At 43.0% G+C, this 20,806-nt stretch carries 21 protein-coding genes; 14 read left to right on the plus strand and 7 right to left on the minus strand.

Features of this window, described 5'->3' with window-relative positions; all coding sequences use genetic code 11:
* The first annotated feature begins 159 nt into the window (after positions 1-159).
* Entirely contained in the window at positions 160-900 is a 741-nt protein-coding gene (locus DLD82_RS15805; protein ID WP_109942100.1) for a hypothetical protein, read from the plus strand.
* Positions 901-913: 13 nt separating this feature from the next.
* Here DLD82_RS15805 and DLD82_RS15810 read toward each other — a convergent pair whose 3' ends face one another.
* The 4 genes from DLD82_RS15810 to DLD82_RS15825 all read right to left on the minus strand — a co-directional run bounded on the left by DLD82_RS15810 (position 914) and on the right by DLD82_RS15825 (position 3,957).
* A complete protein-coding gene (locus tag DLD82_RS15810) occupies positions 914-1,570 on the minus strand; it encodes an amino acid ABC transporter permease (protein WP_109942101.1) in 657 nt (218 codons plus the stop codon).
* A 9-nt stretch (positions 1,571-1,579) separates the two neighbouring features.
* Positions 1,580-2,332, minus strand: a complete 753-nt coding sequence (locus DLD82_RS15815) for an amino acid ABC transporter ATP-binding protein (RefSeq protein ID WP_109942102.1) — start codon at positions 2,330-2,332, stop codon at positions 1,580-1,582.
* Positions 2,333-2,337: 5 nt separating this feature from the next.
* The gene (locus tag DLD82_RS15820; RefSeq protein ID WP_109942103.1) at positions 2,338-3,009 is read right to left on the minus strand and encodes an amino acid ABC transporter permease; all 672 of its coding nucleotides are present in this window, start codon (positions 3,007-3,009) and stop codon (positions 2,338-2,340) included.
* Positions 3,010-3,132: 123 nt separating this feature from the next.
* Complete coding sequence (locus DLD82_RS15825) at positions 3,133-3,957, minus strand: ABC transporter substrate-binding protein (protein ID WP_245920476.1); 825 nt, start codon at positions 3,955-3,957, stop codon at positions 3,133-3,135.
* Positions 3,958-4,087: 130 nt separating this feature from the next.
* Between DLD82_RS15825 and DLD82_RS15830 the strand changes: the two genes are divergently transcribed.
* The 9 genes from DLD82_RS15830 (at position 4,088) to DLD82_RS15870 (ending at position 13,490) form a co-directional block, all read left to right on the plus strand.
* Entirely contained in the window at positions 4,088-4,918 is an 831-nt protein-coding gene (locus tag DLD82_RS15830; protein WP_109942104.1) for a basic amino acid ABC transporter substrate-binding protein, read from the plus strand.
* Positions 4,919-5,000: 82 nt separating this feature from the next.
* On the plus strand, positions 5,001-6,101 hold the full coding sequence (locus DLD82_RS15835; protein ID WP_109942105.1) for a DMT family transporter: 1,101 nt from the start codon (positions 5,001-5,003) through the stop codon (positions 6,099-6,101).
* A 35-nt stretch (positions 6,102-6,136) separates the two neighbouring features.
* Complete coding sequence (locus DLD82_RS15840) at positions 6,137-8,062, plus strand: agmatine deiminase family protein (RefSeq protein ID WP_109942106.1); 1,926 nt, start codon at positions 6,137-6,139, stop codon at positions 8,060-8,062.
* A 42-nt stretch (positions 8,063-8,104) separates the two neighbouring features.
* Positions 8,105-8,410 (plus strand): MscL family protein, encoded by a 306-nt coding sequence (locus DLD82_RS15845; protein WP_109942107.1) that lies wholly within the window; start codon positions 8,105-8,107, stop codon positions 8,408-8,410.
* Position 8,411: 1 nt separating this feature from the next.
* Positions 8,412-8,933, plus strand: a complete 522-nt coding sequence (locus tag DLD82_RS15850; protein WP_109942108.1) for a hypothetical protein — start codon at positions 8,412-8,414, stop codon at positions 8,931-8,933.
* A gap of 40 nt (positions 8,934-8,973) precedes the next feature.
* Complete coding sequence (locus tag DLD82_RS15855; RefSeq protein WP_109942109.1) at positions 8,974-9,711, plus strand: Nif3-like dinuclear metal center hexameric protein; 738 nt, start codon at positions 8,974-8,976, stop codon at positions 9,709-9,711.
* Positions 9,708-10,043, plus strand: a complete 336-nt coding sequence (locus DLD82_RS15860) for an SWIM zinc finger family protein (RefSeq protein ID WP_109942110.1) — start codon at positions 9,708-9,710, stop codon at positions 10,041-10,043. Before DLD82_RS15855 ends, DLD82_RS15860 begins: the two co-directional genes overlap by 4 nt.
* Positions 10,044-10,081: 38 nt before the next feature.
* Positions 10,082-12,832 carry an alanine--tRNA ligase gene (alaS, locus tag DLD82_RS15865; RefSeq protein WP_109942111.1) on the plus strand — a complete coding sequence of 917 codons (2,751 nt, stop codon included), beginning with the start codon at positions 10,082-10,084 and terminating at the stop codon, positions 12,830-12,832.
* Positions 12,825-13,490, plus strand: a complete 666-nt coding sequence (locus tag DLD82_RS15870) for an ArsR/SmtB family transcription factor (RefSeq protein ID WP_109942112.1) — start codon at positions 12,825-12,827, stop codon at positions 13,488-13,490. The genes alaS and DLD82_RS15870 overlap by 8 nt, the downstream gene beginning before the upstream one ends.
* Before the next feature lie 40 nt (positions 13,491-13,530).
* On the opposite strand, the gene glnA is transcribed toward DLD82_RS15870, so the two are convergent.
* Positions 13,531-14,862: a type I glutamate--ammonia ligase gene (gene glnA / locus DLD82_RS15875; RefSeq protein ID WP_109942113.1), complete on the minus strand. Its 1,332-nt coding sequence runs from the start codon at positions 14,860-14,862 to the stop codon at positions 13,531-13,533.
* Between the two features lie 293 nt (positions 14,863-15,155).
* On the opposite strand from glnA, the gene DLD82_RS15880 reads away from it, so the two are divergent.
* Genes DLD82_RS15880 through DLD82_RS15895 form a run of 4 tightly spaced genes read left to right on the plus strand, consistent with a single transcriptional unit; the run spans position 15,156 to position 19,476 of the window.
* The gene (locus tag DLD82_RS15880) at positions 15,156-16,208 is read left to right on the plus strand and encodes a class II glutamine amidotransferase (RefSeq protein WP_109942114.1); all 1,053 of its coding nucleotides are present in this window, start codon (positions 15,156-15,158) and stop codon (positions 16,206-16,208) included.
* Positions 16,205-17,716, plus strand: a complete 1,512-nt coding sequence (locus tag DLD82_RS15885) for a glutamate synthase-related protein (protein ID WP_109942115.1) — start codon at positions 16,205-16,207, stop codon at positions 17,714-17,716. Before DLD82_RS15880 ends, DLD82_RS15885 begins: the two co-directional genes overlap by 4 nt.
* 1 nt (position 17,717) lies before the next feature.
* Positions 17,718-18,458 (plus strand): GltB/FmdC/FwdC-like GXGXG domain-containing protein, encoded by a 741-nt coding sequence (locus tag DLD82_RS15890; protein WP_109942116.1) that lies wholly within the window; start codon positions 17,718-17,720, stop codon positions 18,456-18,458.
* Between the two features lie 4 nt (positions 18,459-18,462).
* A complete protein-coding gene (locus DLD82_RS15895; protein ID WP_109942117.1) occupies positions 18,463-19,476 on the plus strand; it encodes a Coenzyme F420 hydrogenase/dehydrogenase, beta subunit C-terminal domain in 1,014 nt (337 codons plus the stop codon).
* A gap of 51 nt (positions 19,477-19,527) precedes the next feature.
* Here the strand turns inward: DLD82_RS15895 and DLD82_RS15900 are convergent, their stop codons facing one another.
* Both DLD82_RS15900 and DLD82_RS15905 read right to left on the minus strand, forming a co-directional pair.
* Positions 19,528-20,397: a hypothetical protein gene (locus DLD82_RS15900; RefSeq protein WP_109942118.1), complete on the minus strand. Its 870-nt coding sequence runs from the start codon at positions 20,395-20,397 to the stop codon at positions 19,528-19,530.
* Positions 20,398-20,445: 48 nt separating this feature from the next.
* Positions 20,446-20,784, minus strand: coding sequence for a hypothetical protein (locus DLD82_RS15905; RefSeq protein ID WP_219968485.1), 339 nt, complete (start codon positions 20,782-20,784; stop codon positions 20,446-20,448).
* Positions 20,785-20,806 lie beyond the last annotated feature (22 nt).

Below are 20,806 nucleotides of genomic sequence, written 5' to 3' on the forward strand. Positions count from 1 at the left end.
TCACGTGAATGACGGTACTGAGGTACGCGAGTCCTCGGAAAATCATTCTCGCTGCTATTGTTTGGAAAATTAATCTATTCTTCTACTGATATTTTTCTAGTACAGAATTTTTTCAGGAAAACCTCATATGATTTATTGATCCTGAGATAAAAGAAAAGTATGAACTATGATAAGTATTCCATTCGGTTTTTTATTATTCTGATTTGCATTTTGGAATTATGTTGTATTTCAATAATCGCAGAAACCACTGAGTCAGATTCAGAACAAGCATATATTGATCTCACCGTTTCTTCGTCTGCTGTAGAAATCGGAGACACTTTTACCATTGAAGGATTTATTGTCCCCTCCCTTCTTTCCCGACCGGGAGATAAAATTCTCCTGCAGGTTACATCACCTAAAGAGAGTCGGGCGGATACATATTATCAGATAAAAGTAGGGGCGGATGGAATTTTTAGTCTGGAACTCCCTGCTGATGCAATGGGAGACTGGAGTTTTGTAAGTAGATATGAAAGTTACTCCAGTGATGTTGTTCCCCTTACGGTAACCGGTCGGGCAAAAGTAAAAGAGACTGAACTTACAATATCCGGACCTTTTTCAATACTTCATGTCGGAGATAAAGCCCGGTTAAGTGGCTGGCTGAATGATATTGATGGAAATGGAGTTCCCTACCGTCAGGTTTGGTATTCGTTTGGTCTGCCATCATACAGTTGTGTACTTTGTGATGATGATGGACGGAGAATCTGGCAGACACTGGGCCCGGTGACAACAGATGAGATTGGATATTTTGAGTTTGCATTTGATATTCGTGAAAAAGGAACATATGCAGTAAAAGCTTCATTCCCCGGTGATGAAATCTATGCTGCAACAGAATCTGAAACGCATTATCCTCAGGTTTTCTAAAAAATAATCCGGGTTATCCCGGAATTGCAAACTTTTTCTCAAGTGCACTCGCACCAAAAGTTGTGATTGTTACCAATGCAAGGTATACAAGTGCAACGGCAAAAAAAGTCTCATTGTAAGCAAAATATTTTGTTGCGATAAGTTTGCTTGCTCCGGTTAGTTCTATTACCGTTATCATGTATGCCAGTGATGAATACTTTATAAGATAGATAAATTCATTTGAAATGCCCGGAATTGATCGTCTTAAAGCCTGGGGTAGAACAATATTAATTATTGCCTGATTGCGAGTCATTCCAAGTGCTTTTGCTGCAATGAGCTGGCCTTCTTTTATAGAAATTATTGAGCCCCTAATATATTCGGAATTGTAAGCACTGTTACAAAAAATAAATCCGAGAACGGATGCGACAAATGGGGTAAATACAATTCCAATTGATGGCAGACCAAAATACAAGATAAAAAGAAGAAGAAGTAAAGGACAACCCCTGAAAAAAATGGCATACAGTTGCATCAGCCATGAAAGACCCTTTCCGCCATATACTCTCCCACAGGCAACTCCTATACCTATGAGTAGTCCAATCGGGGCAGTAACTGCGACAAGAGCTAAAGTCATAAGGAGGCCGCTTTCGAAGGCCGGAACCATAACGTCAAGAATAAATGTAATCTGGTCCATTGTTCTGGTTTATTGACTATATTCCCTGAATTCACCGATAAAAGCTTTACATCTTTCAAATTCCGGATTATTCAGTAGTTCAGCCGGAGATCCTTCTTCTTTAATGTGGCCATGTTCCATAAAACAGATTTTATTTGCAACAGAGCATGCAAAACCCATTTCATGGGTAACCACAAGCATGGTCATACCTTGTAGTGCCAGTTTTTTCATTACTTCAAGGACTTCCCTGGTAAGTTCAGGATCAAGTGCACTGGTAGGTTCATCAAAGAGCATGATTTCAGGATCCATGGCAAGAGCCCGGGCAATTGATACTCGTTGTGCCTGACCTCCGGATAACTCTGCAGGATAATGGTCTGCCCAGTCAGCCATTCCAACCTGACGAAGTTCATATAATGCCTTTTCACGAGCTTCTTTCGGAGGTAATTTTTTGACTTTCAACAGAGCAATCTCTACATTTCTTACCGCTGTCAGATGATCGAAGAGGAAGAAGTTTTGAAAGACCATTCCGATTTTTTGTCTGAAATAATTTATTCGCGGTCCTGCATGAGTCACTTCTTCGTCATTGAGGAATATTTTCCCGCTATCCGGAATCGTCAGCTGATTGATACAGCGTAAAAGGGTACTTTTCCCGGTACCGGAAGGACCAATAAAACAAACTGTCTCACCTTTTCTGACATTAACAGAAACTCCCTGTAAGACCTGATTTGTCCCAAATGCTTTTTTAATATTTTCGACCCGTAAGATGTATTTTTCTTCAGTCATGTTCTCTATGATCCTCCTGGTCCAAAACCTGGTATTGCAATTTTTTTCTCGAGAATATGGATGCCTGAGGTGCCTGCATAACTTAACAGAATAAAAATGACTGCACATGCAAGATAGATCGGCATTGTAACATATGTTTGCGAAACAATCTGCGATGAGCGTGTTAGGAGTTCAGCAACACCAATGGCATAACATACAGATGACTCGGTAAGAATCTCCGGATATTGGTTTGACCATCCTGGCAGGGCAATTCGCATTGCCTGAGGTAATATAACTGAACGGATTGCCTGAAACCTGGACATGCCCAGAGATCTTGCTGCAGTCATCTGTCCTTCTGATATTGATTGTATCGCTCCCCGGAAAACCTGAGACTGGTACGCTGCACCCCAAAGACCAAGAACAATCGCTCCGACATAAAATGCGGGTAAATCCAGACCTAATGCAGGGAACAATCCAAAATAAAACAGGAAAAGTAGGACAAGGACCGGCAGTCCCCTGAAAAACCAGACATAAATGGAAATGATAAATCTGACTGGTAAGGTTCCATACACTTGTCCAAGAGCTAAAGGAAGACCAAGGCCGACTCCGATTATTAATGCTGCAGCAACAAGTCCGAGGGTAAGGACGATTCCACTGAAAAGATAAGGAAACCAGTCGATTAGAATCTCTAACGCCATAATCAGTAAAACTCCGGCCTAATCATCATGGTCGTCCGGTGAAAAACAGTTCCGCCGGATACATGGTGTATGGCATGGGTCGTGTTGTATTCAATAATAGGTGATAAGAAAAGATGAATTGTATTATTCCATCTCATATTTTTGCTTGAGTTCATCCCATTTTGAAGATGCCATTAAATGGTCAAGTCCTTCGTTCATGGTCTCAAGCAGGGTGGTATCCGTCTTTCTGATTGCGATACCATATTCTTCACCTGTGTCAATTTCTCCAATAATGTGCAGTGGTTTCCCTTCAATTGCATCAAGCATTGGTGGCCGGTCATAGATGGCAAAATCAATTCTCTTGTTCTGAAGATCGGTTGCTACGAGTGGGAAATTATCGTAGGTTATCAGCATATCCGGAGTAATAATGCTCTTATTTACCAGATTTTCTTCAACCCAGAATCCGCCGGTTGTACCGCGCTGTGCACCAACCTTCCCCTTTCCTGCGTTAAAGTCTTCCATGGTAAGACCGGTATCATCATGAGTTGCTACAGACTGGTTGACCTTCCAATATGCCTTACTGAAATTCACCACTTCTTTTCTTTCATCAGTGATGGTCATTCCTGAATAGACCATGTCGATTTTTCCTGCCTGAAGCGCCGGAATTATTCCGTCCCATGCAATGGCCTGAATTTTAACATTAAAACCCATATCATCGGCAATCCACTTAACCGATTCAACATCAAAACCCTCAGGCTCTCCATTTTTATTAATGAAACTGTATGGCGGATATTCCCCATCGATACCTACAATATATGTTGGATTTTCATTCACAACCGGAGCTTCTGTAGCCTCCGGAGCAGTTACCGCATCGGGTGTTTCTGCAGGTTTTTCAGTGCAACCACACAGGCAGACTCCAAAAAGAATGAAAAGAGCCAGAAATATGAATCCTACTTTCCTGTCCATCATCTAGAATTTTCTTGGAAGTCATTTATCCGTTTTGTTTTCATTTGAATAATCTGTCTGAAATATTACCTGACCCTCATCAGGATGCAGGAACAATTCCTAATGCATATGTGTATTCCTGACTAACACAGGAATGATGAACAGGAAAGGGTTAGCACTGGTCATTAGTTTTGGACTGGTATTGATAGTGTTACTGTGTGGATGTACGGGAACAGATAATACTGCTTCTTCACCGGAAGCAACTCCGGTAAATGAACAGCAGGCACCTGTTGAACAACCTGCCGGACAATCATTAAAAGTTGGTATTGATGCAGCCTATCAGCCATTTTCCATGATTGGTTCAGATGGCAAGGCTGCAGGATTTGATGTTGAATCAATGAAATGGATCGCAAAAGATCAGGGTTATGAAGTTGAATTCATTCCGATTGCCTGGGACGGAATAATTCCAGCGCTTCAGGCCGGAAAAATAGACCTGGTCTATGCAGGAATGACCATCACCGAAGAGAGAAAGGAGAAAGTTAACTTTTCAAAGCCATACTGGAAGGTAAATCAGATGGTTGTGGTAAAAGAAGGTTCTCCGATTACTCTTGATGATGTGAAGAATGGAAGTGTATCCATTGGAACTCAGCGCGGGTGTACAGCAGCCATATGGATTGATGAGAATCTGGTTAATACAAGTCTCATGCCGTCAGAAAACCTGAAATTATATGATAATACGCCACTGGCAGTTGATGATCTCATCTCTGGCCGGATTGATGCGGTAATGTATGACAGTACAGTCATGAATGATATTATTGCAGGTAAACCGGCATCGAAAATCGGGTTTATTGAGACCAATGAAGAGTTTGGAATTGCAGTAAGAAAGGATGATACCGAATTGCTTGAGAAACTGAACACCGGTCTTGATAATTTAATGAAATCACCCGAATGGGATGCTCTCATTGCAAAATATAACCTGGAGTAAAAATCCTCTCTTTTTTTCCGAATAACATAAAGCCGGATGACGATATACCTGTCTGGAATATCCTGACCGGATTGTTATCATCATGACTTTTCAAATTCGCCTTTATCTTCCCCTTATCTTTGCAACGTTATCAGCCGTTTTTTTTGGAAGCTGTGCTCCGGTAACAAAATATTTTATTTCAGATACCGATCCCCTGATACTCGCATCTCTCTTTTATCTTGGAAGCGGGTTTGGGATGATGCTGATAATAATCAGCCGGACCTTCATCCGGGGGGATAGGTATCCTGTGGATTCTCCGGTTACCATACATGATATTCCAAGTCTAGCCGGCATGTCATTTTTTGGGGGAATTTTAGCCCCGGTTACTCTCATGTATTCTATGCAGGATACCCCGGCAGCAACCGGATCACTCTTATTAAATTTCGAGCCTGTGGCAACCGGACTGGTTGCAGCATTTCTTTTCAGGGAAGCGGTTGGAAGAAGGATATGGGCAGCAATGGCGCTTATTACTCTTTCATGCCTTGTATTGTCCTACAATCCTGAAGGAGTGTTCGGGTTTTCTCTTGGAGCCATCGGGGTTCTTCTTGCCTGCACATTCTGGGGATTTGATAATAATATCAGTAGGAAAGTTTCAGGAAAGGATCCTTTCATGTGTATCATGATAAAAGGCCTTTCTGCCGGAATTTGCACAGGGATTATTGCTCTTATTATCGGTGAGAATATCCCCGATGTCATGAGTATCCCCTTGTTTCTTCTGATTGGGTTTTTTAGTTTCGGAGGCCTTGCCAGTGTATTCTTTTTAATGGCTCTTCGTTCACTCGGTGCTGCAAGAACAGGACTTTTTCTGGCATTGTCTCCATTTTTTGGAGTGTTATTCTCTTTTATCCTGTTTCAGGATTCCTTTCAGCAGGGATTTCCCCTGGCATTCTGTTTCATGGCTTTAGGAGTATACTTACTGGTCTCTGAAAGTCATACCCATACGCACACCCATCTCCCAATAGTTCATGAACACCGCCACGTACATGATGATTCTCACCATCACCACCAGCATGGCCCTCAGGTTCCCCCGATGTCATCATCCGGTGAACATAGTCATCTGCATGCCCACGAAGCAATAACACATGAACATCCACATAAGCCGGATCTCCATCACCAGCATGAACACGACAAAAAAAGAAGATAGGATAATCCTATAGATATCCACAACAGATAATTCTCATGAATAATGATCTGCGCCGCATCGCACTGATTCAGACGTATGCCGGATCAGATATTGCAAAAAATCTATTAAACGCTGAAACGCTGGTACTTGAAGCTGCCCGTAAGGGAGCAGATATCATCTGTCTTCCTGAATTATTTTCAACTATTTATTTTCCACAATATATCGGACTTGACATTACTCAGTTTTGTATCTCATCAGATCTTATATTTCTAAAAAAATTCAGATCAATTGCAGAAAAAGAACAGATAGTTCTTATTGTTCCTTATTGTGAAAAGGATCCGGAAGGTCGTGTATACAATAGTGCGGTGGTTATTGATACCAATGGTTCTCCGTTCTCTCCTTATCATAAAGTCCACATCCCCCAGGATCCTTTTTTTTACGAAAAAGGGTATTTCTGTCCCGGGGATGGATACAAGGTATTTCATACAAAACATGGAAAAATTGCCGTTTTAATCTGTTATGATCAGTGGTTTTGTGAAGCTGCCCGGTCTGTTGCGCTGATGGGAGCTGAGATTATCATGTATCCGACTGCCATTGGTCATATACGGGGTGAAATACCTGGAGAAGGGAACTGGAAAGACGCATGGCAGACAATTCAGCGATCACATGCCATCGCTAACAGCGTTCCGGTGGCAGCGGTGAACAGGTGTGGATGGGAGGGTGAACTGTTCTTTTTTGGAGGTTCATTTATCTGTGATGCGTTTGGAAATCTGATATCTGAAGCCGGAGAGGAGGAACAGATAATTTATGCAGACCTCTCTCTTTCTGATGGCCCTGCAATTCGTGAGGCATGGGGTTTTTTCAGAAACCGAAGGACTGATACCTATCATTCTCTGGTTTCTCCGGAATGTGAAGACGGAGATAATTCAGTACTTACTCCCGCAAACCAGGGATATCATATGCCTGCCGAGTGGGAACCGCATGAATCGGTCTGGATGTCATGGCCTCATAATGATCTTACCTTTCCTCATCTTGAAGCGGTTGAAGAGACATATCTGAAAATTCTGAAGAACCTGGAAAAATCAGAGCAATTGAACCTCCTGGTAAGGGACGGGGTTATGATGGACAGGATTATGCACATGATGCAGGTACGTAGTATTGATCCTTCGTTTGTCACATTTTATGAAGTTCAGTATTCAGATGTCTGGATCCGTGACTATGGGCCGACATTTGTCATCAATCGTGCATTACGAAAAATATCTGCAGTTTCCTGGAATTTTAATGCCTGGGGGGATAAATATGATGAACTGATTGCTGACGGGACAATTTCCCGGTACATCCCTGCAAAGCTTGGAATTCATTCATATCTTCCTGGAATAATTTTGGAAGGTGGATCAATTGATGTGAACGGTATGGGCTGTGTTTTGACAACACATCAGTGTCTGCTTAATCGAAATCGTAATCCTCACCTTTCACCAGAGGAGATAGAACAGTATCTTTCTGAATATCTCTGTGTAAAAAAAATCATCTGGCTCAATGAGGGTATTGTCGGGGATGATACTGACGGACATATTGATGATATTGCTCGTTTTGTAAACCCGTCTACTATTGTCTGTGCGATTGAGAATAATCCCGCGGATGAAAACTACACTGCCCTGCAGGAAAATCTGAAGATTTTACAAAAAGCACGTGATCAGGATAATAATCCGTTTACGATTATTCCGATACCCATGCCATCAGCGGTTTATGATGAGGAATACCGGTATCCGGCATCTTACCTGAATTTTTTTATTAGCAATTCTGTTGTTTTAGTGCCGGTATTTCAGGTTCCGGAGGATAGGCTTGCACTTGACATTCTGCAAAACCTGTTTCCGGAAAGAAGAGTGATTGGTATTGAATCACGGGAACTTGTTGAGGGATTTGGGACTATCCATTGTGCAACACAGCAGCAGCCATGCATTAATCTCATCATGGAGCGGTAAAAAGATTCATAGGCTTATCCTTATGATATACCTTTGATCTCCATGTCATTCATTACTGAATTTTTGGAATTTTTGAAAGAGTACAAGGTTGTCGCTTTGGCAATTGCTTTCATAATTGGCGTAGCTGCTACCGCTCTGGTAAAATCATTTGTTGACAACCTCATTATGCCCTGGGTAAATGTAATTACTCCCTCCGGGGACTGGAAAGAAGCAGTTCTTGCTATTGGGCCGGTTGACCTCGGCATTGGGCCATTTGCAGCAGAGTGTATCAATTTTATTATTATTGCCCTTGTAGTATTCCTGGTTGCCAAATATGTAATGAAAGAAGATAAAGTTGAAAAGAAGTAAAATGACCGCTCGTAATTATGTCCCTGACATCTGGTATATGATTGCCGGACGGATAGCACCTCCGTTCTGCTGTTCTATCCCACCTATTCCCTATCGTGTATTTCAGATGGCGATGGGTGAAGTCTCTAAAAAAGAAGGGGACATTGACCGGGCAGTTTCACTCCTGCATGATATTATTGCAAATGTACCCCCGGAGTGGATGGTTTTTGAACAGGCAAGTCAGCTTCTCAATGTTATCGGCTGGCGGAATACCTATCACCGGGAATGGTTTTCATCAGATCAGAAAGTCAGTTCTTTCAGACCTGGGACCTGTGGTCCTCATGTAGCTCATGCATATGCACTTATGCAGGCTGCTGTTGATGAGGATGCACTCTCTCTTGCTGATCGGATTATTCGTGAAAGTATTCCATACTCGGATGATTACCGGATGGCACGACTCATTCGGATTTCAATCCTGATTTGTCTGGGAAGGATTGACGAAGGAGAACAAGAACTTTCTTTGATGGATAGCCCTGGTACCTGATTCCCGAATCTTTTTTTTAGCTCTACTACAAGTTCAATAGATGAATCAGAATATTAAGGATGATGAGGGTAAATCCCGGGATGAAATAATCCGGATGCTTGAGGGGCTGGCTCCTCCTGACCTTGCAGAACCATTTGATTCCGGACGCATTGGTCTTATTGTAGAAGGAAAACCAAAGATAACAAAAATATGCACCTGTCTTGATGTTACACCTGCAGTTGTACAGGCTGCAATAAAAATGAAAGCCGATATTCTCATTGCCCATCATACTCCTATCTGGAATCCGCTTACGAGTATTGGAGGTAGTGATGCTCGGTTATTATCCAAAATTCTCAGCAATGAACTCAACATTTATGTGATGCATACGAACTGGGATCACGCCATCGGTGGAGTGAATGATATTCTTGCAGATATCCTGGGCCTTACAGATACCGTCTCCATGAGCCTCGGGCTTGTCGGGTCAGTCACGAAAAATCTCAAAGAGATTGCAGAAATTTTACATGCACCACTTCGTGTCTGGGGAGATATATCAAGTCTCAAACGCCTAGCCATTGCGGCCGGTTCTGGATTTGATATTGAAATAATAAAAGAAGCAGAAAAACTTGGTGCTGATGCATATTTATCTGCAGAATTACGGCATTCTGTCTACCGTTCTTCTCCTATTCCTCTCCTTGAGTCTACTCATTACGCCCTTGAATCTCCCTCAATGCGCGTTTTAGCTCAAAATAATGGATGGGACTACCTTGATGATCCTCCGATGCTTCATGAAATTTCATGAGAACTCCGATAGATTATCTGTTTGAAACAAATGTTCTTGATGAGCGAATGCGTAGAAGCATCTCCCGATATTACAAGAGCAGGGGTGAAAAGGCTCTTGAAATTGTTTTTCAGGATCGGGTAAAAAGATACCGTGATTTCTTTGTAGTGGTGGGTGATTCCGGAGAATATGTCGTAGAAGGGGATTATTGTTCTTGTGAGGATTTTCTCCGCCGGGGAAGTAATTGTGCACATATTCTGGCCGTTTTAATTGCCCGTGCCATTGGCAGATATGAATTGATTGATCTCTGGTATTATGAGGATCTTAAGGATGAGAGAATTAGACCCATATAGAATACAAGCAGATAGCTAAGGCATCACAGGCAATTGTCATGATGGAAGATGAATATCAGCTTGAATATTTCAGGTCCGAAGGTCTGACCCGAAATATCTGTACTTCGTGTGGGAAAGCCTTCTGGACCCGTGATCCTGATCGGACAGTTTGCGGGGATGCTCCCTGTGAACCTTATCAGTTTATAGGAAAACCCATCTTCAGGCCACATACTGTTGATGAGATGCGTGAATCTTATCTCTCTTTTTTTGAAAAACAGGGGCATACCCGGATAGACCGGTACCCGGTTGCAGCACGGTGGCGTGATGATATCTATCTGACAATTGCATCGATTGCGGATTTTCAGCCATTTGTAACCAGTGGTGTTGTTCCACCGCCTGCAAACCCTCTCACTATCTCACAGCCCTGTATCAGGCTTAATGATCTGGATTCAGTTGGTAGATCTGGTCGTCATCTGACCTGTTTTGAGATGATGGCTCATCACGCCTTCAACTCTGATGAGAAGGAGATATACTGGAAAGACAGGACTGTGGAACTTTGTGATCAACTTCTGACCTCACTTGGTGCAAACAAGGATATGGTGACCTATAAGGAACACCCGTGGATTGGAGGAGGAAATGCAGGTCCCAGTGTTGAAGTACTCATCGGTGGTCTTGAAGTTGCAACCCTGGTATTTATGAGTCTTGGGAAACAAAAAACCGAAAAACCTCCGATTAATCTTGAAGGTACCCCTTATTACCCCATGACTCTTCGTATTGTTGATACCGGTTATGGTCTTGAGCGTTTAGTCTGGGCTTCACAAGGGTCACCAACCATTTATGATGCAGTATTTCCTGAGATGGTCAGCCATGTCATGCAGGAAGCAGGTTTTGGCCATCGGCTGCATGATCCGGACTTTATTCATATTCTAGGTGAGAATGCAAAGTTTGCAGGTCTGATGGATATTTCAGGTCAGCGGATCTTTGAACTTCGGCAGAAAGTTGCGGATAAGATAGGCATTCCGGTAGATAAGCTGGAAAAGATGATCGCACCGGTTGAAAGTGTGTATGCAATCGTTGATCATACCCGGTGCCTTTCTTACATGCTTGGTGACTGTATTGTACCCTCCAATGCCAAGGATGGATATCTTGCACGGCTTGTCATCCGCCGGACACTCCGGATGATGCGGGAACTCAACCTGGAAGATGATAAACTGGCTTCCCTTATTGAACGTCAGATGAGAATCATCGGTGTTTCCAGATTTGAGCAGGATATTGATATGGTCATGGAAATTGTCGGCCGTGAGATTGAGAAATACCAGACTACCATGGACCGGGGCGCCCGGACGGTAGAACGGCTTGCCCAGACCTACAAGAAGAAATGTGAAAAGATTCCTCTTGAAGAACTGGTTACTCTGTATGATTCCCATGGTATTCCTCCGGATATGGTTCGTGACCTTGCAACCGCTCAGGGTGCTGTTGTTGACCTTCCGGACGATTTCTATTCCCAGATTGCTGATATGCATTCGGAGTCAGAGCAGGTTCAGGAAAAGAATCCTCTGTTTGATTACCTTGACCGGCTTTCCCATCTTCCTGAGACGAAAAAGCTCTATTATGATCGTCCCGGATCCATGGAATTTGAAGGAAAGGCTCTTGAAATATTTGATAATGAATACGTTGTCCTTGATCAGACCCTCTTTTATCCTGAAGGAGGAGGTCAGCCTGGTGATACCGGACTTTTCCTGACTCCAGATGGCCTCACCGTCAGGGTTTGTGATACCCTGAAACTTGGAGAAACCATTCTGCATAAGATAGCAGGAGGAGTAGTCCGGAAAGGTGATATGCTTCGCGGTATTCTTGACGAAGACCGCAGGTTATCACTGATGCGTCATCACACTGCAACTCACATCCTTCTTTTTGCGGCAAAAGAGGTGCTCGGTGCACATATCCATCAGGCCGGTGCACAGAAGGGTGAATTTAGTTCCCGAATAGATATCCGGCATTATAAGCACATCACCACTGATGAACTAAAAAAGATAGAGGTTGTTGCAAACCGGCTGGTAATGGCAAATACTGCAACTTCAATCGGGTGGGAAGATCGGACAGATGCAGAGCAAAAATACGGGTTCTGTCTATATCAGGGAGGTGTGCCTCCCGGATCAAGTATCCGCGTTGTGAAGGTTGCAGGTGATATTGAAGCATGTGCCGGTACTCATTGTGCGTATACCGGAGATGTCGGGACGATTACTATCATCCGGGTTGAACATGTCCAGGACGGTGTGGAACGACTGGAGTTTGCTGCGGGTCTTGCCGCAATCCAGTATAAACATCACCAGGAAGATATTCTGAACCAGTCCGCAGAGGCATTTTCTGTTCAGGTAGATGCACTTCCGGCAACTGCGAACCGGTTCTTTGATGAATGGAAGGATCAGAAAAAAGAGATTGAACGACTTTCTTCCCGGATATGCGAACTTGAAAGTAAAAACCTTGAAACCTATGAAATAAATGGAATATCTGTCCTTTTGAAACGAATTGATCTTCCAAATCCGGAACTGGTTAAGATTGCAACCAGGATTTCTGATAACGGTGGAATTGCGATTCTTTTAGCGGGAGGAGAAACCGCAAGAGCTGTAGTATCCTCCGGTACACCGAAGATTAAGGCCGGAGAACTCATCGCTGCTGTATGCAGTGTACTTGGCGGTAAAGGAGGAGGAAAACCAACACTGGCCCAGGGTGGAGGTCCGGATGTCTCCAGTATTGATGAGGCTCTTGCTGCTGGAGAAAATTTCATAAAAACTGCTCTTCATGCCTGAAGAATCACCATTACCAGAACATCAGAATGTTCGCCTGCTCTCTCCTGATGACGAACAGGCACGGCTTATTGGAAAGGCCATTGCGAGTGAAACCGCAGGAAAAATTTTATCCTCGATGGCGGGAAGGGAAGTCACTGCAACGGTACTTTCTGATGAACTGGCTGTTCCTGTATCAACTATTATGTATCATCTTGACAATCTGGTGGCAGCAGGCCTGGTTGAAGTCAGTAGGACGAGGTACAGTGTAAAAGGCCGGGAAATGAAAGTCTACGGTCTGGTTGATCAGGTTCTTATCGTTTCATCCGGAAAGCAGGATCTAAAATCGGTTCTGGCAAGATGCATAACACTATCTTCCATACCTCTTGCAATTGCTTCTATCCTGGCATTTTTTGCCCTTAATCAGAATTTCGTGGCAAATGTATCAACATTTGCCGAAAAGGGGGCGGGAGGCGCAGCAAAACTTCAGATGGATACGGCCTGTTATTCGTTAGAAGAAGTTATGGAAGTGGCACCAGCACCGGATGTAGCGGTACCCTCAGTTATCTATAACGCTTTGGAACCTACACTTCCATTTTTGGATATTGCTCTTGGAATAATAATCGGTGCTTTCCTGGTCATTTTTACCGGGTTATTCATTGATTATATCAAAAAAAGGTAATTTCTATTAATATCCGGAAAAGAGGGATTTTAGATTCATATCAGTATTTACTGATATATCTTTCAACTTCCCATGGATGAACAGCAAGACGGAACGCATCGTTTTCTGCAATGGCAATTTTTGTAAGGTTTTCAACAATATGCGGACCTAATGCGTCACAGATTACCTTATCTTTTAAGAGTTCTTCATTTGCTTCGATAAGTGATCCGGGAAGCATCTCGATTCCACGGTTCTTTCTTTCTTCTTCACTCAAGTGGTAGATGTTTACATCTGTTGGCGGTGGTGGAAGGATCTTGTTTTTGATTCCATCAAGTCCGGCTGCTATCATTGCCGCAAAGAGGAGATATGGATTACAGGTCGGGTCAGGGCTTCGAAGTTCTGCCCGGGTACTGTTACCACGAGCTGCCGGAACACGAATCATTGCAGAACGGTTTGCTGCACTCCAGGTAATGTATACCGGGGCTTCATATCCGGGTACCAGACGTTTATATGAGTTAATGGTCGGATTTCCAAGTCGGGCAATTGCTTTTGCATGTTTTATGAGACCGCCAATATAATAGAGCATGGTCTCTGAAAGCTGGTTTTCTGCATTTGGATCGAAGAAAACATTCTTGCCATCTTTACTCAGTGAACCATGGGTATGCATACCGGAACCATTGATGAGTCCGATTGGTTTTGCCATGAATGTTGCATGCATTCCACTCTTTAATGCAAGTGTTTTCGTAGCAAATTTAAAGGTAATAACCTTATCTGCAACTGATAATGCATCACCGTATTTAAAATCGATTTCATGCTGTGAATCTGCTACTTCATGGTGTGAAGCTTCAATTTCAAATCCCATATCGGTGAGGGCAAGGACAATATCCCGCCTCAGGTCTTCCGCCGTATCACTTGGTGCAAGATCGAAATATCCTCCATGATCGACGAATTCTGTAGTTGCCTCTCCCTTTTCATTAATTTTAAAGACAAAAAATTCTAATTCAGGTCCTGTATTAAAGGTATACCCCAATTTTGCTGCTTCGTCGAGGTTTTTCCTTAAGACAGATCGCGGGTCGCCATCAAATGGTTTGTTTCCATATGTATATACATCACAAATAAACCGGGCAACTTTTGTCTCTTCAGATCTCCACGGAAGGATTTGATATGTGTCAATGTCTGGTTTTAGAATCATATCTGATTCATCAATCCGGGCAAATCCTTCTATTGAAGAACCATCTATCCAAATCCCTTCTGTCAGGGCTTTCTCAACCTGAATAACTGGGATTGCTACATTTTTTGGAATGCCGAGGATATCATTGAACTGTAAGCGAATAAATTTTACATTGTCTGAATTTATCTGCCTCAGCATCTCGTCTACCTTTTGATCAGACATCGAAATATGCTTCTACCTGCGTGCACTTAAAATTAACTCATGGTCCTATCAAAAATTTCTGAAAAAACCATTCCTGCTCAGGTCATTTATCTCATATTAATGTCGCTGAATGCTCTTTAAAATCTTATTTTAGTTGTATTTTTGAGATTTTGATCCTCCGTAAACAGGGGCGGCGGCATGCAAGAGCATAAATACGCACTACATATATAGATGTTATACGCAGTCAGCTTCCATCTTGAGTACTAGAAAATTTATTACCTGATGTTATCTGTCGATAGAGTGTATGTGATTATATGTGTGGAATAATTGGAGTAATAGATAAGCAGCGTGAATTCATGGACGGGTCTGCCCTCAGAGATTCCCTTTCGATAATGAATGAGCGTGGAAGCGGTGAAGGGGCTGGATATGCTGCATATGGAGTTTATCCGGATTATTCAGAGCTCTATGCAATCCATGTTTTTTATGATAATCTTGTAGAGCCAAAAACCCAGGTTGAAGACCTTCTTGAAACATGGGGTATGATAGAACATGATGAAGAAATTCCAACATGGGAGCAGAATGGGATTAGAAAGATCCATATTCCCTGGAGATATTTTTTCAGGCCGAAAACCAGGCTCATGCAACGAAGCAGAACCCCGGATGATGAGATTGTCAAGTACATTGTAATGGAGGTGAATAAATCGATCAAAGGGGCACTGGTTTTTTCATCCGGAAAGAATCTCGGTGTTTTTAAAGCCTCCGGATGGCCGGAAGAAGTGGCGAATTTTTACCGGATAGAGAATTACGAAGGATATCTCTGGCTGGCTCACAACCGGTACCCGACAAATACTCCGGGTTGGTGGGGTGGAGCCCATCCGTTTAACCTGTTAAACTGGAGTGTGGTGCATAATGGGGAAATCACGTCATATGGAACAAACCGGAGGTACATTGAAAGTTTCGGGTATGACTGTTCGATGTATACTGATACTGAGGTTGTTGCATATCTGATGGATCTTCTTATTCGAAGACATGAGCTCACCCAGGAACTCGCAGTCAGGGCGTTAGCACCTCCATTCTGGGAAGAAATAGAACGAATGCCGGAAAAAGAGCAAAAATTGACAAAAGCACTTCGCCTTACCTATGGCTCTGCAATGATGAACGGGCCATTTGCAATCGCAGTAGCTTCTCCGGATTCTATGGTGGGTTTTTCAGATCGCATCAAACTCAGACCGTTGGTTATTGGAGAACATGATAACCGGTTATATATCTCAAGTGAAGAAGCGGCAATCAGGACCATTGATTCCTCAATCACCAATATCTACATGCCGAGAGCAGGAGATCCAATAGTCGGGAGGACTATTGCATGATAATAGGTTCCCGCCCGACCAAGTTTCAGGTAGCCATTGATAATGACCAGTGTATGCTCTGTGAACGATGTATTGAAAACTGTTCATATGGCGTATTCCGTCGTGATAATGAAAAAATTCTCATAAATTCCAGAAATTGCGTAGCATGTCACCGGTGTATCTCTCAGTGCCCACGAGATGCCATCATAATTAAAGAACGGCCATGTGACTATCGTTCTCACCCGGTCTGGACTGCCCAGGTGAAAGAAAATATCTTTAAGCAGGCAGAAAGCGGCAAAATTCTGCTGGGAGGAATGGGAAATGCAGCACCATATCCAATTATCTTTGATCAACTGGTTCTTGATGCCTGCCAGATTACCAACCCCTCAATTGACCCGCTTCGGGAACCGATGGAACTTCGGACATACATTGGGAAAAAGCCAAAGAAACTGGAATTTGTAAAAAATGCAACGGGGGATATGGACCTTGTTACAGAGATTGCACCAAATCTGAAGGTTGAAACCCCTATTATGATCGGGCATATGAGTTATGGTGCAATCTCATTGAACGCCCAGCTCTCCCTTGCACGTGCAGTTTCAGAAGTAGGTACCTTCATGGGGACTGGAGAAGGCGGTCTGCATAAAGCGCTCCATCCATATCAGAATAATATGATTGTTCAGATTGCTTCTGGCAGGTTCGGGGTTGATGTAAATTATCTGGAACGGGGAGCAGCCATTGAAATAAAAATCGGTCAGGGGGCAAAACCCGGAATCGGAGGGCACCTTCCCGGTGAAAAAGTTTGTACTGATGTTTCCTGTACCCGGATGATACCGGAGGGAAGTGATGCAATAAGCCCGGCTCCTCACCATGATATTTACTCAATAGAGGATCTCAAACAACTTGTCTTAAGTTTAAAAGAAGCAACAGAATGGAATAAACCGGTATTTGTTAAAGTAGCCGCTGTTCACAATGTTGCAGCAATTGCAGCTGGTATTGCACGTTCCGGAGCTGATGCGGTTGTGATTGACGGCTTTCGGGGAGGAACCGGAGCAGCCCCCACCATTTTCAGAGATCATGTGGGCATTCCGATTGAAACTGCAGTGGCTGCTGTGGATGCCAAACTTCGAAAACAGGGTATCAGAAATGAGGTTTCCATAATTGCCTCCGGAGGTATCAGACAGAGTGCAGACGTTGCAAAAGTTATCTGTCTTGGGGCCGATGCTGTGTATATCGGTACTGCAGCTCTCGTTGCTATGGGATGCAGAGTGTGTGGAACCTGCTATCGGGGCCTTTGTACATGGGGTATAGCGACCCAGAGACCTGATCTGGTTGCCCGTCTAAATCCGGACGAAGCATCTCAGAATGTGAAAAATCTCATCGATGCCTGGACACTGGAACTTGCTGAATTTATGGGAGCGGCTGGGATCAATAGTATTGAATCTCTGAGAGGGAATCGTGACAGACTTCGTGGATATATGCTTGATCAATCAATGCTGGATGTCCTGGATGTCAAAACAATTGGAGCCTGATATGACTCAGATCACGATAAATGCAGAAGGTATGCATTACACTCCCCTCAACAAACTTATCCGGCAGGCAGTTCGCGAAGGTGTTTCTGAAATAATCCTCGATAATGTCATGGGACAACGATTCATCTCTGATGGTCTTATCGGAGATGTAAAAATTACCATAAATGGAATTCCCGGAGGTGATCTCGGGATGTTTATGAAAGGCCCGACTATTGAGGTCTTTGGCAATGCAGATCACGCTCTTGGAAATACGATGGATGATGGTACAATTATTATTCATGGATCAAGCGGGGATGCTACAGCACATAGTATGAGAGGGGGCACTGTTTTCATCCGGGATGATATCGGATACCGGGGTGGAATCCATATGAAACAGTACGAGGACAAACGCCCGAATCTCATTATTGGTGGTTCAGCACGAGCATTCCTGGGAGAATATATGGCCGGTGGCCTTGTCATCATGTTCAGACTCCATGATGATACCCCTTATGCGGAAATGGGGCTCGCAAGCGGGATTCATGGCGGAGAGATTTTTATTCGTGGAACTGTTGAAGAGTGGACTCTTGGAATTGGGAGTAGTGCCCGGGAAGCAACATCTGAAGACATGGAAAAAATTACTCCATACATCCTCGAATTTTCAAAACACTTCAACCTGGCCTCTTCATTTTTACTGAATAGTTCATATACCCGGATTGCACCGGTAAGTTCGCGGCCCTTTGCAGGAAAATACACCTGGGAGTAACAATATGACCAAAAATAAAACATATACTGCATTAAAAGAGGAAGTCTGGGACACTGGAATATGTAGTGGCTGTGGTGCATGTACTGCAGTATGTCCTGCTGATGCCCTGTTTTTTTCTGATGATCCGGGAATAAATCACCCATTATCATCAGGATATTGTAAACAGGAGACTGACCAGGTTCCCTGTGGTGCTTGTTATGATGTCTGTCCCAGAACCAGACCGAAAAAAGAGGAGATACTGGGCAGTTATTTACACGTGACCGGGGCAAGATCTACTTCAGAAATTGCCCATAAGCAAAGTGGTGGAGCAGTAACCGCACTATTGGTGAATGCCTTTCAATCCGGAATGATTGATGGGGTTATTACGGTTACTGAAGATAGGTGGACACATCGTTCAATCTCAATTCTTATAACGAGTGCCGGAGAATTAATTGAACACGCAGGAAGCAGGTATAACTGGAGTGTTCCGGTATTAAAGTCACTTAAATCTGCAATTATTTCAAAGAAACTAAAGCATCTCGCAATTGTGGGTACACCATGCGTTGTCCAGGCTGCACGGTTAATGAAAGAATCATCCCATGATCTGGTTAAACCATACGGAAAATCAATCCGACTAATTATCGGGCTTTTCTGTACTGAAAGTTTTGATTATTATCCTCTGATGGATAAGATCCTAAAAGAACAGCATAATATTCCATCATATACGATAAAAAAAATGGATGTGAAGGGTAAACTTGAGCTCTCACTCACGGATGGATCGCAAACAGCGATAGCCCTTAAAGAGATTGAACCGGCAATCAGGAATGGATGTAAAACCTGTACCGATTTTTCCGCTCTTGATTCAGATATTTCTGCAGGTAGTGTCGGAACAAAAGATGGATGGACAACGCTATTGGTCAGGACCGAAAAGGGTAATCAGTTTGTCCAAAATGCAGTTAACTCACACCAGTTAGAATTATCTGATGAAATTGATATTGATGCAATTATGCATCTGGCAGAAAAAAAATTTAATCGGTAATTTTTTTACCTCAATTCTGAATTTAAATTTTCACTATTTTTAAAAAAGATATTATCTGTTCTTTTTTCCTGCAATCATAACAGCACCTGCAATACTTATGACTGCACTTACCAGTGTCAACGGAGATTTGGTTGGTGTAGGAGAAGGGGGAACTGGCACAGGGGTTGGCGGTGTAGTATTTGTATCCGGTGTTTTAACCGGTTCTATTGTTAACTTAGGAGTTGGTGTTATCGTCATTTCCGGAGTAATGCTTGTTACAACAAATGCATATTCTCCAATGTATCCATTTCTATCTGACATGCTTGCCTGGTACTCTCCGGGTATGGATACTGGAATACTGGTGGAAAACTCTCCAGAATTATCTGTATATCCCTTTTTTGTTATCATCTGTTCCGGACCATACGTAAATTGTTCAGGGCCAAAAACCCGCAGTGTTAATACCCCGTCACCAATATCTTTCATTCTTCCGGAAATGGTAAGTGCCTGGTCTTGTGGCTGTTTTTGTGGTGAAGTGATCTGAATTTCGTCAGACCTGTCTGTAATCTGGACAATTCTTCTGATGGTTGATGATGAACCTAATTGTTGTTCAACAAATAACTCATTGTCTGACATGATATTATGGACTTCAACTTTATACTGTCCCTTTTCAAGATGCCGGGTATCAAAATCAGCCCTGAACAACTGCGTTTTATCTGTTATAATTCGTATCCGTCCGACTTCACTCGCTGTATACTTGGAGTAATACAAAAGCAGGTCAAAATAGGTATCTTCCGGAAATGTTGTACTTCCGGTGACAACGAGAGGTGTGCCTTTTACAATGGTTTTTGGAGCATCAATTTCGATGATATAGCCCTGTACAATACCGACGGTCAGAATTAGCAGGATGAAAGTTGATATTAAGCCAGGTCTGAATTTTTTCATATATATTGATCTGATGAGCTGCTATATTGCGGTGATGGATATGTATTGCTATTCACAGCTCATTGCATAAAACCTGGTAAGTTGTTTCGCAGTATTCTCACCCAGAGCCTCTCGTATTCTCTCCTCAAGTTCATGAAAAAAAATATGGAGGAATACAATGAAGGCTCTCCTCTCCTGTAAAAACCAGATCAACAAGATACATGAGTTCTTCTTTTTTAGTAATTCTATCCTGCGCCTGAAATCACTGGCATTTTGCGCATAATGATTTGCTACCGGAGGAAGTAGTGAGTGGTATGGCATCCCTGACCCGCTGCAGGATTCACCTGAAAACTCAGGTGCAAGTACTTTTAAAAGGCTAATGTCTCTCTCTGATAACAATCGTGACATAAGTGTACTTCTGTATTGTTCT

The sequence above is a fragment of the Methanospirillum stamsii genome (genome assembly GCF_003173335.1).
Taxonomy (GTDB): Archaea; Halobacteriota; Methanomicrobia; order Methanomicrobiales; family Methanospirillaceae; genus Methanospirillum; species Methanospirillum stamsii.

Excerpts from the sequence above, each read along its gene's own strand:
- DLD82_RS15805 (WP_109942100.1), top strand. The coding sequence starts at position 160 with ATGAACTATGATAAGTATTCCATTCGGTTTTTTATTATTCTGATTTGC.
- DLD82_RS15810 (WP_109942101.1), bottom strand. The coding sequence starts at position 1,570 with ATGGACCAGATTACATTTATTCTTGACGTTATGGTTCCGGCCTTCGAA.
- DLD82_RS15815 (WP_109942102.1), bottom strand. The coding sequence starts at position 2,332 with ATGACTGAAGAAAAATACATCTTACGGGTCGAAAATATTAAAAAAGCA.
- DLD82_RS15820 (WP_109942103.1), bottom strand. The coding sequence starts at position 3,009 with ATGGCGTTAGAGATTCTAATCGACTGGTTTCCTTATCTTTTCAGTGGA.
- DLD82_RS15825 (WP_245920476.1), bottom strand. The coding sequence starts at position 3,957 with ATGATGGACAGGAAAGTAGGATTCATATTTCTGGCTCTTTTCATTCTT.
- DLD82_RS15830 (WP_109942104.1), top strand. The coding sequence starts at position 4,088 with ATGATGAACAGGAAAGGGTTAGCACTGGTCATTAGTTTTGGACTGGTA.
- DLD82_RS15835 (WP_109942105.1), top strand. The coding sequence starts at position 5,001 with ATGACTTTTCAAATTCGCCTTTATCTTCCCCTTATCTTTGCAACGTTA.
- DLD82_RS15840 (WP_109942106.1), top strand. The coding sequence starts at position 6,137 with ATGAATAATGATCTGCGCCGCATCGCACTGATTCAGACGTATGCCGGA.
- DLD82_RS15845 (WP_109942107.1), top strand. The coding sequence starts at position 8,105 with ATGTCATTCATTACTGAATTTTTGGAATTTTTGAAAGAGTACAAGGTT.
- DLD82_RS15850 (WP_109942108.1), top strand. The coding sequence starts at position 8,412 with ATGACCGCTCGTAATTATGTCCCTGACATCTGGTATATGATTGCCGGA.
- DLD82_RS15855 (WP_109942109.1), top strand. The coding sequence starts at position 8,974 with ATGAATCAGAATATTAAGGATGATGAGGGTAAATCCCGGGATGAAATA.
- DLD82_RS15860 (WP_109942110.1), top strand. The coding sequence starts at position 9,708 with ATGAGAACTCCGATAGATTATCTGTTTGAAACAAATGTTCTTGATGAG.
- alaS (WP_109942111.1), top strand. The coding sequence starts at position 10,082 with ATGATGGAAGATGAATATCAGCTTGAATATTTCAGGTCCGAAGGTCTG.
- DLD82_RS15870 (WP_109942112.1), top strand. The coding sequence starts at position 12,825 with ATGCCTGAAGAATCACCATTACCAGAACATCAGAATGTTCGCCTGCTC.
- glnA (WP_109942113.1), bottom strand. The coding sequence starts at position 14,862 with ATGTCTGATCAAAAGGTAGACGAGATGCTGAGGCAGATAAATTCAGAC.
- DLD82_RS15880 (WP_109942114.1), top strand. The coding sequence starts at position 15,156 with ATGTGTGGAATAATTGGAGTAATAGATAAGCAGCGTGAATTCATGGAC.
- DLD82_RS15885 (WP_109942115.1), top strand. The coding sequence starts at position 16,205 with ATGATAATAGGTTCCCGCCCGACCAAGTTTCAGGTAGCCATTGATAAT.
- DLD82_RS15890 (WP_109942116.1), top strand. The coding sequence starts at position 17,718 with ATGACTCAGATCACGATAAATGCAGAAGGTATGCATTACACTCCCCTC.
- DLD82_RS15895 (WP_109942117.1), top strand. The coding sequence starts at position 18,463 with ATGACCAAAAATAAAACATATACTGCATTAAAAGAGGAAGTCTGGGAC.
- DLD82_RS15900 (WP_109942118.1), bottom strand. The coding sequence starts at position 20,397 with ATGAAAAAATTCAGACCTGGCTTAATATCAACTTTCATCCTGCTAATT.
- DLD82_RS15905 (WP_219968485.1), bottom strand. The coding sequence starts at position 20,784 with ATGTCACGATTGTTATCAGAGAGAGACATTAGCCTTTTAAAAGTACTT.